Here is a 15636-nt window from a genome sequence, read left to right on the forward strand (position 1 = left end):
CCATTATTAGACCACTGCAATATTTTGATCTTGTCACGTGCTCGACCACAGAAGACAAAAATGTTCTCACTACAAGGTTCTTTTTCAAGATCGTAGGCGACGATATTGCAAAGCCCATCAATGGCTTTACGCATGTCGGTAGGCCCACAAATCAGTGTAACGTTAAGCTGGGAAGATGCAGTAAACATGAGTCTGTTGCTCCTATTTAAAAGACAACAGACTTTAAGGGGTTTGGGAAAGATTAAAATGTGTGGTTTGCCGCACGCTTACGTTTATTGTTAAATTCGCTGTCGGCAAAGACGAGTTGGAGTGACATGATTGAGACTCGAAGACTTAAAACGCGATTGTCTCATGGCATGGACTTAATCGTATATTCCTTAGTCAAAGCACAAACCTAATTCGATTTATAAAACCTGTTGTTTCAATCGCACAACAGTGGAGTCTTCACTTTTCTGATCCAATGCTTTTTACGCATTCCACACCAAATCACCAATTCCGTCAGTAGGCTGAAAATCAGTTGGCGCAGTAATCAATATCTCACGTATTTTTTCTTGATCAAAATCGTGACAAGCTTTTTCCAATTGCTCCATGGTTAACTCAAAATCGCACAATGATAAAAACCGCTCATTAGCTGTCATAATCCGTTCATGCTGAGTATCTTGAACGTTATCCCCAATCAGTAACTCTTCAAAAAGCTTTTCCCCGGGGCGCAGCCCCGTAAACTGAATTTCAATATCACCATTTGGATTAGCATCGGTCTTCACTTCCAAGCCAGACAAGCGAATTAGGTTTTTTGCTAAATCGACAATCTTAACAGGCTCCCCCATATCTAACACGAACACATCTCCACCCTTGCCCATAGCACCTGCTTGAATAACCAATTGTGCAGCTTCCGGGATGGTCATGAAGTAACGGATAATATCTGGATGTGTAACCGTAACTGGCTGATTTTCAAGAATTTGCTTTTTAAAGACAGGAATAACCGATCCAGAAGAGCCGAGTACATTACCAAAACGCACCATACAAAAACGCGTGAATTTTTCTTGTTTAGCTGCTTTAATTGCTTCAGCTTCAGCCAAGGCTTGTAAGCCTAGCTCCGCCATGCGTTTTGTTGCGCCCATAACATTCGTTGGTCGAACAGCTTTATCAGTAGAGATTAATACAAAGGACTCCACACAACTTTCAATAGCTGCTTTAGCTGAATAATAGGTTCCAAAAGCATTATTTAGCACTCCTTCCACTACATTGTGCTCAACCAGTGGCACATGCTTATAAGCTGCAGCATGATAAACAGTATTTACGCCAAATGCCTTCATCGTCGATGTCAATCGATTAATACATTGTACTGAGCCAATCAAAGGAACTATTTTCACGTTAAAAAACTCTTGCATCAGAATCTCATTTAGCTCTTTATCGATCTGATACACAGCATATTCAGACACATCAAATACAATCAATATACTTGGCTGCTGCGCCAAAATCTGACGACACAATTCGGAACCTATCGACCCACCAGCCCCCGTAACCATGACCACTTTACCAAAGATATTTGCCTGCATTAACGAAGCAACAGGCTCTACCACGTCCCGACCTAGCAAATCATCGACAGCGACGTCTTGTAGTTCGCTAACTTTAGCCTTACCTGTGACTATGTCATTAAAATCTGGCACGGTAAGCACTTCTACTGGGTAAGGCATAAGCTGCTCGATTACTTGCTTACGTTCAGAGCGACTCGCTTTTGGAATAGCCAGCAACACCTTTTCAATGTCATATTTTTTAATTAACTCACCGACTTTGTCAGCATTATAGACAGGCACACCTTGAATAATAGTATTGAACAAGGAAGGGTCATAATCTACAAAGCACTTTACTCGATAACTCGATGCTTGACGTAACGCCAATGCCAGCTGTCGGCCTGTAGAGCCAGCACCAAATACCAAAACTGATTCAGATTCAGATTTTTTAGATGGAATATGAATTAATAGACCTCGAATCAGCAAACGAGCTCCGCCACACAACATAACAAGAAAGGGAAAATAAATAATCGGTACAGTACGAGGAACAAAAGCATTAAAAAAATATGCGAAAATAGCAATACTTAAAGCGGATAGTGCAGCGCCAAATAAAATTGCACTAAAAGCATGGAAGGTTAAATAACGAAGAATCGCCCGATACAAACCAAGTTTTATATAAGCTAGTAGTGTAATAACTATAGTTCCAATTAAAACATACCAAACTGAATTATTTTTAAAAGCACTAAACTCACCTAAACGTGCCCAATAGGCACAAAAAAATGCAAAAAAAACAAACGACGCATCAACAGCTAAGCTAATCAATCGTTTATAAAAGCGAGGTAGAGACCAAATAAAGTCTAATTTTTTTAGCATCTCATTCTACCCGTATGAACCATTCACAATAAAAGTCAATTTCAAAAAAAAAACATCTCAATTTAGACAAAAAATATGCTTATAAGGTTTGCGAAAATTATCACTATCTCTTAACTCTATCACCAGACCCACTACCCGTTACCGTCTTGATGATATAAAAAAAATAATTCTTTAAAGACATATATTGAATCATCTTGGCATCGGTTTCCGCCAACAACAAAGGTGTCGACATATCAATATCCGAAATCTGTGCAAGTCCAGTAATACCAGGTCGCACAGCAAACACCCCTTTGGCATCACGCGCTTGAGTCAATTCCGTTTGATTAAACAAACCAGGACGCGGGCCCACTAAACTCATTTCGCCTTTTAGCACATTCCAAAGCTGTGGAAGCTCATCTAATTTAGTACGGCGTAAAAAGCCACCTAGCTTAGTAATGGAAGCCGTAGACGCCAAATGGCTCGCCACAGAAGCAGTGTCAACAGACATGGTACGAAACTTAACCAATACAAAGGGCTTTTTATTACGCCCTACGCGCTCTTGACGAAAAAGAGGCGAACCCGTGTCAAATAAGCCAATCAGATAAATCACCAACAAAACCGGCGAGCCACAGACCAAGCCCAACAGAGAAAACACCAAATCCAATAACCGAATCATTTCATTCAATCCAATTTTTAATCTTTTTTCTTCGCTGCCAAGGCAAAACCATGCTCAACAGAATAAGGCGGCACCCAATCCAACGTATTTTTCGTATGCTCAATATCCAGTTGCAAAGACCCAACCAAACGATCCACCACGGCCTCTTTTTTAAACAGTTTACCCACCAATGTAAAACACCACACAGGCACAGGAAGCGACAGATTTGCTTTACCTTGCGCCTTCGCCATTAAAGCAACTATTTGAGACGTGGATAAATCATTATCATCAGATGCCAAGAACACTTGATTCGCAGCTTTAGGATGATCTATACAAACCTTGATGAGATCTAATAGATTATAAACCGACACTAAGCTACGCTTATTTTGGTTAATTGCTCGAAAAGGCAATGGAAAGCCTTTAGCAACCAGCTTCATGAGCGAAGCAAAATTCGCTTTAACACCTTCACCATAAACTAAAGGTGGACGAATAATAACAATCTCCATACCTGTTTCTTTGCCTAAAGCCAAAAGCTGCTCTTCCGCTTCGGACTTAGACAGACTATAAGGGTCTTCAGGCAAGCGATCATCAAAAGCACTAAAAGGAGCACGATTCGATGTTGATTCTCCATTAACCTTAATAGAGCTTAAAAAAATGAAGCGTTTGACACCAGCGCAAAAAGCTTGACGAGCAAGATTTAATGTACCCTGAGTGTTGACAGCACGGAATTCTGACAGAGGATCAATAGAGACATCTTTCATAATATGGACACGAGCTGCGCAGTGAATCACAATATCTATTTCACGTAAGGCTAACGAATAATCTGTTGAATCATTAATTTCGCCAATCTCAAAAACAATACCGTTATCGCATAAAGACGACTTACGAACAACACTTATAACTGTCATATCACCTTTCATTAAAAGTGCTTTTACCAAAGAAGAGCCTACAAATCCTGTCGATCCAGATAAAAGTACTTTCGTATACATTAATATATCCCTAAAATAAACATAAAAATAAGTATAACTCTATCCCTTAAGCGCCTACGAAAAGATAAAGAATTAGAGATCCTAAAAAAATAACTTTTTATCTCTAATGGGACTGACGGTGCAACTAATTCAGAAATATTTATAACCTGATTTTTATACCAATGTTGTTTAATAAGCTTTAATCTTTTTATATATGCCTTAATTCCATTATTAATACCAACTTGATTGCTGCTATGCTGTCTATAGAGCATCAGGGGGTGGTCATCAATATGCCAAATAAAACCATTTTGCCGACAAAAAGCATAGGCAAGCCAATCATGTAAACTAATACGATCAACTAAATCTGATGTATTTTGAACAAATTTTTGTAAAGCAATGGCTGAATGCAAATTAAAAACGTAAGTACATCCTGGCCCAGCTGCTTCAAAAAAATAATCATATTTTTTTTGTGCATAAGATTTTTTGATTAATTGCTGTTTCCCGTCGGGCCAGAAAGCAATAACATCAGAAGAATAAACATCACAAACTTTGGAAGCTATTAAAGAACACGCTCTTTCTAGTTTTCTATCCAACCAAATATCATCCTGATCAGAGAAAGCAACACAATCAAAATCAGAGAAGTCGACATCTCTAATAAGACGGTAAAAATTTGCACCAGCGCCACCAAAGTGCTCACCATATGGAAGGAAGACAACATTTTTTGAGATCTCTGATAGGTTTTTAACCCATAAATCAGTCCCATCATTAGATATATCAACACTTATGATCAAAGTAATATCAACATTTTTCTGAGAAAAAATGCTATTCACCTGCTCTTGAATCCATTCCATTCCATTATAAGCAGCCATTAATACAACTACCTTAGGAACATCTTTCATAAATAAGCACCTTTTTTTATAAATTTTAAAGTGCAATACTGGCAGAATATCATTCTATGGACAGACGTAATCATAATTTCATTAGTCTCCGAACTAAAGCTAAAAACATACTTATGCGAATAAAAATTTTATTAAAAAACGTTGATTCAGATACCCCTCCGGTAACCGAAGCGTTAGAGCTATGCCTCCTATAAAGAACACCAACTTTATTACAAATAGCGACCCTAAATTTAGCGAGACATATTAGCGCTATCCACCAATCATGCATTGCAACGTTCTTTGGAAAGGGAAGAATAGCAGGTAAAATGGAGGCCCTAAAAGCCATACAACAACCAAGATAACCATTTCTATAAAAGGTTTTAATAAAGCTAAGGCTAGCTATTGGCAACCTACCTTGAATATAATTCAATTCTGAATCTACCATCTGATAGTTAACCATTACTAAATCACTAGATTTAAGCCCATCCAATGCTAAATCTAAACGGCCTGGCAACCAAATATCATCTTGGTCACATAAGACGACAACATCACCGTTTAATTTATTGAGTGCATTCTCAAAATTAGAAACAACGCCACCAGCTAATGAACTATATACATGTATACGCGGATCATTAATAGCTCGAATAATATCAAGTGTAGAATCAGATGAATTATCATCCGAAACAATCAACTCATCATCTACTGACAATTGATCAAGAACACTTTCTATTTGAGAAAGTATATATTTCTCCCCATTATAGGTAGCCAGACAAACACTAACTTTAGCTCGTTTTTCTTTCTCAAATAAAGACATATTCATACCGAAATAAAATAACCAAAAATAGAAAAAAAACACTAGTGATAAAAACTATTTACCTTTAATGAAATTATCATCCCACCAACCTTTAGATTTAGTTGCTAAAAACTCGCCACCATCTACAGATAAATGAGAATCATCCAGATAGAAAATTTTACCATCTTTGTAAACTTTACATCTTTTATCAGTACAGAAAAATTGAGCTGGATCAAAGACCAAGACTCCAGTCTTTTCTGCTATATCCTCAAGGTTACTGTAAGCAAAATGCCCTCTTTCGATAAAAATATTATTCGGTATGTCACATTCACCTAAACTAGACCATGGCAATCTTGCAAGACAGCTCCTAGGCCTAGCACCTAATGGAACGCTTTGAGAGAAATAAACTTCGTAGCCTAACTGCTTTAAAGTTTGAATAAAATCAACTAATACTGCTACACGCTCATCAGATTCGTCATTATTAGACTGCTTAAAATAAAGAGGCCATTGAGCTGTAATTAAAATTGGTAATCCTTTATGCATTTTTAAATAATCAATAACATCTAATCTGAAACTCTTGCAGCTTTCATCTCCAAATTCAAATACTATCGGACAATATCCCTTACCAATTTGAATATAATTAGAAAATTTTCGGTCTACTTTACCAAGTGATTCAAACATTGTAGTTATTGAATTTGAAAGACTATCACCCAAGATAATAAATCTTGCTTCTTCACCAAATTTATAATCACTGCCTAGTCGGCATCGCTCATCACCATACTCTGAATCAGCAATAAAGTTACAATTATCATTATATGAAATTTCAAAAGAACCGTTTGAATCAACCGATTCATTCCTAATCCTAATATTTCTATCTAAAGAATCCAAAGAAAGCAATGTGGTAACTATTATAGCCAACAACACTATAGATAAGAAATATAATTTCTTTCCAGATTTTGTAAAATTTAAAATTCTCGGTGTGTAAATCAGGTCAACAAAATGGGCAACAATAAGGGTAATGAGAATCAAAAAAATCCGTTCAGAAATGGATGCACTACCGACAAATCTTTCTAATAATTCAAGAGCAGGATAATGAAACAAATACACAGAATAACTTATTGAGCCTATATAAAAATAAATTTTACTTATCCATTTAGGCAACACAGAAATATCAACAGTAAATACAAAAAAAACGCATATTAAAACAACTAACACCATCCCTAAAGTTTTAAGATCACCTCCAAAAATCAAAACAATAATGGCAGCAATAATAATAACAACTTTAGAAAAATAATATTTCTTAACTTTTTCAAGCATCTCCTTTGAAAAATCAGAACCGATAAAATAAAACAATAATGAACCAGCTAAAAACTCCCAAAAACGAAGTATCGATATGAAAAAAGGGTCTATTTTATATAAAAAACCAACTAAAAAATACCCAGAGAAAGAAAAAAAGAAAAATAATATAAGAACTCTTATTTTTGTTTTAATTTTTGTTTTAGGCAGAACCAACAACAAGATAAATCCAAGCATCAAATAAACTTGAAACTCAACAGATAAAGACCAAACATTCAAGAAAGGGCGAAAACCACTTGCACCTACAAAATACCCATCCCTACTACTTTCAATTATATTTTGTATATGTAGTAAACTTCCAACAGATGACTTAAGTAGAATATTATACTCATCATCCAGCAAGAAAAAATATCCTAAAACAATATAAAAAACAATAAATATCAGTAAAGCGGGATAAAGACGATTAATCCTGTTTATAATAAAATCTTTAAACCCAACACTTCTATTAATGAGAGGAATCATTAAAAAACCAGAAATCACAAAAAAACAATCAACACCTAAATATCCCCAAGGAAAATAACTTGGAAAAAAATGATATCCCAATACAGCCAGAACAGATACGGCACGGATTGCTGCTATTTGATTATTAAATTGTACTTTTGAGGAAGTAGAAGTCATTTCAACATTCTTTTAATTAAATTTTTTATTTTTACAATTATCACACTCTCCCATACATTTGCGATATGATAACCATCCCCTATATGATGAACAAAACCTCTAACCTCAGAAGTTACTGCCGCTTTAAAGCCCAAATTACCATATAAAATTGACAAATCAGATTCTGTGACTGTATTTCGATTTTTTAATTTAACATCTACATGCTTTTGAAGTGCATATGGAGATAGCAATAAACAGTCTTGCTTACGTCGTAAACCAGGATTAAGGGTAAAACCTGACCAGAGTCCCATAGGTATTATTTCGTGATAAGTGAGCCCATTGTCCAATTCTATGGGTTTACTAATAGAATGCCCACACAAGTCATTATACCCCCTAAGCCACACTGTAAATATTTTTTTATCCTGCTTTAATATTCTAAGTGACTCCTCAATAAATCCAGAACGATGAAACATCCAGTCATCTTCACAATGAAATATAAAAGGGCTAGTAACCTTTTCATAGGCTATATCAATTGATTTCATTTGCCCTAAATTCTCCCCATTAGACAAACAAACCAATTCACATGAAGTATAATTTATAGTAATACTGCTGTTTAAAATATCCGTCAAAACTCCACGATCTATTTCAATGGAACTATCCTCAACAATAATAATTTGCTTAATTTTATATGTATTATTTTCAACAAAACTTTGTAATGTTTTACTTAATAAATCGTGTCTCCGGCATGAGGTAATCACAAGAGAAACGTCATCATCAAAATTACAGTTCATAGCCAAACTCCTTATAAATACGTTCATTCAACTCTTGGGCATTGTAAGTATTTTTCCCATTCCCTTGATCTACCCATATAGAATGGCCTGTTATACCACCATCCCAATGCTTGAAATAAATACTTTTAGAATCTTCCCTCAAAAAGGGATCGTCAAATGAGTATCCACGCGATACTAACCTAGAAAACCAGAACGCCCCAGTATCGCCTTCATCATCACAGTTGCCAAAAAAAACATTTTCATCACTTGAAATTTCATGAGCAGCATTAACATCTAACATTGCAACCCATTCATTAACTCTGCAGGCCCACTTATGGTCCCCCTTTTGCTTCCTAGTCATTGGCCATATTCTATCAGGTCTATAGCCTTTAAGAATCTTACTAGGTGTACACCCTTCATTTTTATATCTACATCTCCAACATTGACCTAGTTCACCAGAAATTCCTGGAATAGCCTGACGATCAAGTGATCCCTGAAGTAAATTTACAGCATCATCTAAAAACTCTACATCATCATGTATAATCATCAATCTAGATTTATCAGTGTTTTCTATAGCCCACTGATATCTAAAATCATTTACACCTACAAAAAAACTTTTATTTTTATAAAAATTCCACAACATTCTTTTTAAAATGAATTTGAATGAAGCATATTTAGGAATACGGCCAGCACAAAAAGAAACCCACCATCCCACTCGTTTCTCATTTACCCTTATTTTAATCTTCCATGGATAAAGAGCTTTTGAATCACTAAGTTTTTGATATTTTTCAATCACACCTGGAGCAGACTTGTCATCATTAATCCAGACGGTGTCGACACTTTCCTTGCAATACTTATGCAACGTAAATAATGTAAATATTAATGATTCAGCTTTATTATATGACTGTACAGCCACATCAATTTTTTTCATTTCATTTCCTTGTAAAAATAAATTACGGCAACAAAAAATGATACAGTAACTGATATAAAATAAAAAATAGAAATATCTATATCTGTTGCATTTTCGTTTATATAAAAAAACATCAAACTAGGAATAGCGATTCTAAATACGGAGACCCATACTATATCTTTTTTTCCTCCGGATTGTATAACAATACCAATAAGGCTTGTAGCAACTAAAAATGGTAGCGATAGAATAAAAAACATAGCAGATCTAGACGAAACTATTTTTTCAGGATATAAAAAATCGCCGATAAAATATAAAAAACACACTGCAACAATAGAAATTATCGTTACTATTATAACATCTCTAGTTATCTTACTAATCAATGCACTAATTTTCTCCTTAGACCCAGAATGATGATAACTAGAAACTTCAGCTAAACGGGATGCAATAGGAGTTAATGCAAAACCAGCTGCAGCCGTAATAATCTGCAAAATCATTGCTACTTTAGAGATATATTCTACAGCACCACTCATCGTAACAGCGATAACCCAAATTTGATTACTAAACAACCCCGCCAGCACTGTAGCATATATTTGAAAACTATATTTCACATCATTTTTGAAAATATTTTTATTGAATTTTAATAAATTAGTATAGCGGAAGAAGCCTGAAAATATAAAAAAACCAAGAGGATTAGATTTAAACAATTTAACTAAAAGAATAAGAAACACTCCTAACTGAAAGAGTAATAGGAAAAATATAGATGTAGCACCGATCCCGAAAAACAGAGCAACCAGCAAAGCACTGTAAGAAAAAATTGCTTGTATCGTTCTAATTTTAGAAATTTTCTCAATATATCCTAAAGCCTCTATAACATTCCCTATCATTGAAAGTAATATACTTAACCCTAGAGCAAGGGTAAGTAGTAGAATTATATAGACAGCATCTGAAAAGATTTGCCCAACAACTAAATAAGCAAGAACAGGGTATGTAAAAACAAAAAAAATCACAATAAACTTTATAACTGTCTGATAATGAGAAATCTCACGCTCCATATCATAATTAACTATTGAGAAATCGCAATTTGAATACTTACTAATTCTTTGAACAATCAATATGGCATAACCAAACTCGAATACAGACACAATACCCAAAAGACTATAGAGAGCATAAAATTTTCCAGCTGCTTCAACCTCATAAAATGCAGACATAACCAAAACAACTAATAAAGCCCCTAAAGCGTTCACTATTCTCTGTAAATAATTCCAAAGATAAACTTTTCCAATACCCATTAATCATTCCCAAAAAATATAAATCAACGACATTAGTTAAAGTTAAATTATTTCACTGTTCACAATACACCACAGCCGTACAAAAAACATAGCATATATACATCAGAGCAATTTCTCCAACCTGCTTACTTGCACCGTATACACTCTGAGGTACTATCCCCCCTCTGCATAAATACCTACTTTATCACCAGAAAACACGTAATTATTTGATATATACTGAATTCTATACCGTGACTGCCTATGCAAGATAATGAGGCCTATCATAGTAAATAGCATAAGACAGTTAATGCTCATGCTCCGGTTTATAAATAGCAGAATATGCAACCGCATTGATGAAAGTTTAAGGCTTAAATTTACTCACATAGCGATCAACAGTCATTTCATCCGAAATATCCAGTCTTTCAGGATGAACCGCTAGAAGTACCACGTCCTTCCTAAGCGAAAGTTGCTTCACTAAACAAGAGCAAACATGACTATTACAACCTGTTACTAAAACTTTCATTCTAGTTTTGCCTTTCTTTCGGCTTCATCAAGTAGTCGAGTTAATTATTGTCCATACTCAGTTTACATCATCGACTTTGCAAAACCGCAGATTTAATCATTAAACAGACAACAAGACTTTATTTAAACTGGTAGTCCAGTCGGATTTAACTAAGCCAATATCATCTAATGATTCACAATCCAAAACAGAGTATCCAGGTCTTTTCGCAGGTGTTGGATACTGACAAGAACTGATTGCAGTCAGCTTGGGGGCAGTTGAAATAACTTTCTGTTCTTTTGCTAAAGCAAAAATAGCCCGAGCAAAGCCATGCCAGCTGGTCGGTGTGTCGCCACAATAATGATATGTCCCCCACGCTAGGGGCTTGCTCTGCTCATATTGTTCACAAATACATAGAATAGCCTTAGCTAAGTCACCAGCATAAGTCGGACAGCCATATTGGTCTGCAACCACACTTAATTCATCGCGCTCTTTCGCCAAACGCACCATGGTTTTAACAAAATTATTGCCGTATTCGCTAAACACCCAAGCCGTACGAAGGATAATGTATTTTTCGCAGGCTGCCGCCAGATTTAACTCACCTGCCAATTTAGATGCGCCATAAACACCCTGCGGATTAGTAGGGTCGGTCGGTAAATAAGGCTCAACTGCCGCTCCATCAAAAACGTAATCCGTAGAAACATGAATCAAAGGGATATTTAGCGCCGCGGTTTGTTTGGCCAACAGTTCAGGTCCAGTGGCATTCACTAAATAGGCATTTTCAGAATCAGTTTCGGCCTTGTCCACTGCAGTATAAGCAGCAGCGTTTACAAGGATATCGGGCTTAACAGTTTGAATAATCGTCTCAACCTGTTGAGCATCAGCAATATTCAACTCAGCGGAACCATAAGCAAATAACTCGTGATTCGTGTCTTTTAAGACATCTTGAAAACATCGACCAAGCTGCCCGTTCTTACCTGTGAGTAAAATTCGCATCTACAACAACTCACCCAATGTCAGACCTTCTTGGTCCTTTGCCGACAAAATCGGTTCAATGCCTTCAGGCCATTCTATATCGACGGTCGGATCATTCCACATCAGACAACCCTCATCGGTTGGGTCATAATAGTCCGTGCATTTGTATTCGAAATCAGCAACATCCGACAACACAACAAAACCATGAGCCAAACCCGGCGGCACCCAAAACTGACGTTTGTTTTCTTCCGATAAAATAACCCCAGCCCACAGGCCGTATGTGGGAGAATCCTGACGAATGTCGACCACCACATCAAAAACTTCACCACGCACGACACGCACTAGCTTGCCCTGGGGGTTGGTCTTTTGAAAATGCAAACCTCTCAACACATTTTTTCCAGAGCGAGAGTGATTATCTTGAACAAACGGCAAATCAATACCAGCTAATTCCTTATAGCGTTCCGCCTGAAACGTTTCTAAGAAAAAGCCACGCTCATCGCCAAAAACCTTAGGTTCGATGATAACCACATCATTAATATTGGTTTTAATAACGTTCATTTCATCCACCTTTATTGATAACCATCCGCCACTTTGAGCAAATATTGACCATATCCGGTTTTTTTAAGGTTCTCTCCAACAGACGCAAGTTGCTCTTTAGATATCCAATTCTGGCGATAAGCAATCTCTTCTAAACAAGCTACTTTAAGCCCTTGGCGATGCTCTACAGTCTGGACAAACTGACCCGCTTCTAACAAGGAGTCATGTGTCCCAGTATCTAACCAAGCAAAGCCACGCCCTAGCAAGGAAACATGCAAATCTCCACGGTTGAGATACGCTAAGTTCACATCGGTAATCTCTAGCTCACCGCGGATTGAGGGCTTAATTTGCTTAGCAATGTCAATCACATCGTTATCGTAAAAATACAAGCCAGTCACAGCATAAGAAGATTTTGGATTAGCAGGCTTCTCTTCAATACTAATGGCTTTACCAGCCTCATCAAACGCAACCACACCAAAACGTTCAGGGTCAGAAACATGGTATCCAAACACGGTCGCCCCTTCTTCAAGAGAGGATGCTTGCTTTAGTTTTTCAGAAAAATGTTGACCGAAGAAAATATTATCACCCAATACCAACGCAACATTATCATTGCCAATGAAGTCTTCACCAATTAGAAATGCTTGCGCTAGACCGTCAGGAGATGGCTGTACTGCGTAAGTCAACTCAACACCAAACTGACTGCCATCACCAAGCAAATGTTGAAAACTTGCTTGGTCTTCGGGTGTGGTAATAATCAACACCTCATTGATCCCTGCCAACATCAAAACAGACAAAGGATAATAAATCATCGGCTTATCATAGATGGGCATCAGCTGTTTCGACGTTGCTAACGTTAACGGATGCAAACGAGTACCACTACCACCAGCTAAAATAATGCCTTTACGTTTTGTCATAACCAAACCTTTACCCGTTCTCACCAATACGATGTAATTGATAATCACCGCTTAATACACGCTGCCACCAATCTTGATTGTCTAAATACCATTGTACCGTCTTGCGCATACCTGTCTCAAAAGTCTCTTCGGGCTTCCACCCAAGCTCATTGGCAATTTTGCTCGCATCAATCGCATAGCGCACGTCATGCCCAGGGCGATCTTTCACATAAGTAATCAAGTCTTGGTAAGCTTCCACACCTTGAGGCTTAGTTGGCACAAGCTCCTCTAGCAAAGAACAAATAGTCTTTACCACATCAATATTACGCTTTTCATTGTGGCCGCCAATATTGTAGGTTTCACCAACCTTCCCCTTTGTCGCAACTTTCACCAACGCGCGAGCGTGATCTTCCACATATAACCAATCACGAATTTGCGAGCCGTCACCATACACAGGCAATGCCTTACCTGATAAGGCATTCAAAATCACATGAGGAATTAACTTTTCGGGAAAGTGGTAAGGACCATAATTATTGGAGCAATTGGTTACCAAGGTTGGCAAACCATAGGTTCGCAGCCAAGCACGAACTAAATGGTCTGAACTGGCTTTACTGGCAGAATAAGGTGAGCTTGGCGCGTAAGACGTTTCTTCGATAAACATAGGCAATTCACCATCCACTTCATCTGGATGAGGTAAATCACCGTACACCTCATCGGTAGAAACATGATGAAATCTAAATGAAGCTTTTCTATCGGCATTTAGGCTCATCCAATATTTACGGCTTGCCTCAAGTAGAGTATAAGTCCCCACAACATTGGTTTGAATGAAGTCGCCTGGACCATCGATAGAACGGTCTACATGGCTTTCAGCCGCCAAATGCATCACTACATCCGGCTGATGCTCAAGAAACACTCTATCTAACGCAACCGAATCACAAATATCTACCTGCTCAAAGGCATAACGCTCATTTTGTAAAGAATTAGGGATCGACTCTAAATTCCCTGCATAGGTCAATTTATCAAGATTCACAATAGAGTGCTGAGTGTCAGACAACAGATAACGAACAACGGCACTACCAATAAAACCAGCTCCACCGGTAACTAAAACTTTCATATTCCATTCGCCCTAATCAAAACCTGGGATACCTTAAAATCAATTCCATTCATTACACCACTCTCAACATAACACCTCAATTCTGGCGCATTACCAGACGGTCTTAGATGAATAATATCGCCATTGTTTAGCGTCATACGAAGACCATCCGTTTCATCAATGTAAACGACTTCTAAGAATTTACCCTCTTGCATTATTGCTGATAAAAGCTCAGTTTGTTTAGCCTTGCTGGCTTTAATATCGGCTATAAGCTGTTTACTGACGTCTGTTGGAATGTCTTTAATACGATCACTGGCTGTGTAGCGCTCAGGAAACTCGGCGGTCAGCTGGCTGATTGGGCGACCTTGTTCAAACGACATAGCCAATACAATCAAAGCAGGTAATACGGAATCGCGCGTTGGTAAGGCATGCAATGTTTCACCATTCACCACAAAGTCGGCCCCCACCAAAAAGCCACCGTTGGCTTCGTAACCAACGACTCTGGCCTCTGGTGATTGTTGCAGCAGGTCTTCCATACCGGCAATGACATACGGTGAACCAATCTTGGTTCTGAGTGCTTTTCTGGCTGGGTGTTGTAATTCACCTCTCAACTCAAGCACCGTATTTACATTCACCGGCGCCGCCACATGGGTTGCTTGTAAATAATCCGCACACAGCACACCCAGAATATCGCCACGTAACCACTCGCCATTTTCATTGGCAATCAGCGGGCGATCGCCATCGCCATCTGTGGATATAATAGCATCCAACTTGTGTTCTTTAGACCAATTCAAGCCTTTCTGCACATCATCTTCTGATACCGCTTCCGTATCGATCGGCACAAACGTCTCGGTACGCTCTAACGAAATCACCTCAGTGCCAAAATGCGTTAATAACGTTTTAATGACATCACGCGCCACGCTGGAGTGTTCATATACACCAACACGTTTGCCTTGCAGAATGTTCGACGGAAACAAGGACTGATAACGCCGTTTGAAAAGCTCAATAGCAGAATGATCAACAGTAGGTAAAGCGAACTTAGCAACCTGTTCTGAAACGAATTCAGGCACTTCAACTA

The 15636-nt window shown here is 37.7% G+C and carries 15 protein-coding genes; all 15 read right to left on the reverse strand.

The features are described 5' to 3' along the window. Window positions 1–188: IS66 family insertion sequence element accessory protein TnpB (gene tnpB, locus ACN0VI_RS14810; RefSeq protein WP_417447321.1), on the reverse strand; the 188-nt coding region annotated here is incomplete at its 3' end. 279 nt (window positions 189–467) lie between these two features. Continuing rightward, a complete protein-coding gene (locus ACN0VI_RS14815) occupies window positions 468–2387 on the reverse strand; it encodes a polysaccharide biosynthesis protein (RefSeq protein ID WP_417447322.1) in 1920 nt (639 codons plus the stop codon). Window positions 2388–2490: 103 nt separating this feature from the next. Beyond that, a complete protein-coding gene (locus ACN0VI_RS14820) occupies window positions 2491–3042 on the reverse strand; it encodes a sugar transferase (protein WP_417447323.1) in 552 nt (183 codons plus the stop codon). Window positions 3043–3059: 17 nt separating this feature from the next. Beyond that, window positions 3060–4010: a UDP-glucose 4-epimerase family protein gene (locus ACN0VI_RS14825; protein ID WP_417447324.1), complete on the reverse strand. Its 951-nt coding sequence runs from the start codon at window positions 4008–4010 to the stop codon at window positions 3060–3062. Beyond that, a complete protein-coding gene (locus ACN0VI_RS14830) occupies window positions 4010–4888 on the reverse strand; it encodes a glycosyltransferase (RefSeq protein ID WP_417447325.1) in 879 nt (292 codons plus the stop codon). The genes ACN0VI_RS14825 and ACN0VI_RS14830 overlap by 1 nt, the downstream gene beginning before the upstream one ends. 70 nt (window positions 4889–4958) lie before the next feature. Next, entirely contained in the window at window positions 4959–5681 is a 723-nt protein-coding gene (locus ACN0VI_RS14835; protein ID WP_417447326.1) for a glycosyltransferase family 2 protein, read from the reverse strand. Window positions 5682–5735: 54 nt separating this feature from the next. Continuing rightward, entirely contained in the window at window positions 5736–7634 is a 1899-nt protein-coding gene (locus tag ACN0VI_RS14840; RefSeq protein ID WP_417447327.1) for an acyltransferase family protein, read from the reverse strand. Further along, window positions 7631–8404, reverse strand: coding sequence for a glycosyltransferase family 2 protein (locus ACN0VI_RS14845; protein WP_417447328.1), 774 nt, complete (start codon window positions 8402–8404; stop codon window positions 7631–7633). Before ACN0VI_RS14845 ends, ACN0VI_RS14840 begins: the two co-directional genes overlap by 4 nt. After that, window positions 8394–9314: a hypothetical protein gene (locus ACN0VI_RS14850; protein WP_417447329.1), complete on the reverse strand. Its 921-nt coding sequence runs from the start codon at window positions 9312–9314 to the stop codon at window positions 8394–8396. The genes ACN0VI_RS14845 and ACN0VI_RS14850 overlap by 11 nt, the downstream gene beginning before the upstream one ends. Beyond that, window positions 9311–10582 carry a hypothetical protein gene (locus tag ACN0VI_RS14855; RefSeq protein WP_417447330.1) on the reverse strand — a complete coding sequence of 424 codons (1272 nt, stop codon included), beginning with the start codon at window positions 10580–10582 and terminating at the stop codon, window positions 9311–9313. Before ACN0VI_RS14855 ends, ACN0VI_RS14850 begins: the two co-directional genes overlap by 4 nt. Window positions 10583–11183: 601 nt before the next feature. Continuing rightward, window positions 11184–12056, reverse strand: a complete 873-nt coding sequence (rfbD, locus tag ACN0VI_RS14860; RefSeq protein WP_417447331.1) for a dTDP-4-dehydrorhamnose reductase — start codon at window positions 12054–12056, stop codon at window positions 11184–11186. Next, on the reverse strand, window positions 12057–12593 hold the full coding sequence (gene rfbC / locus ACN0VI_RS14865) for a dTDP-4-dehydrorhamnose 3,5-epimerase (RefSeq protein ID WP_417447332.1): 537 nt from the start codon (window positions 12591–12593) through the stop codon (window positions 12057–12059). Window positions 12594–12604: 11 nt separating this feature from the next. Continuing rightward, the gene (gene rfbA / locus ACN0VI_RS14870) at window positions 12605–13486 is read right to left on the reverse strand and encodes a glucose-1-phosphate thymidylyltransferase RfbA (RefSeq protein ID WP_417447333.1); all 882 of its coding nucleotides are present in this window, start codon (window positions 13484–13486) and stop codon (window positions 12605–12607) included. 10 nt (window positions 13487–13496) lie between these two features. Then, complete coding sequence (gene rfbB, locus ACN0VI_RS14875; protein ID WP_417447334.1) at window positions 13497–14579, reverse strand: dTDP-glucose 4,6-dehydratase; 1083 nt, start codon at window positions 14577–14579, stop codon at window positions 13497–13499. After that, a partial coding sequence (locus ACN0VI_RS14880; protein WP_417447335.1) for a phosphomannomutase occupies window positions 14576–15636 on the reverse strand: 1061 nt, incomplete at its 5' end. The genes rfbB and ACN0VI_RS14880, both read right to left, overlap by 4 nt.

It is taken from the genome of Kangiella sp. (assembly GCF_048265365.1).
In the GTDB taxonomy this organism is placed as follows: domain Bacteria; phylum Pseudomonadota; class Gammaproteobacteria; order Enterobacterales; family Kangiellaceae; genus Kangiella.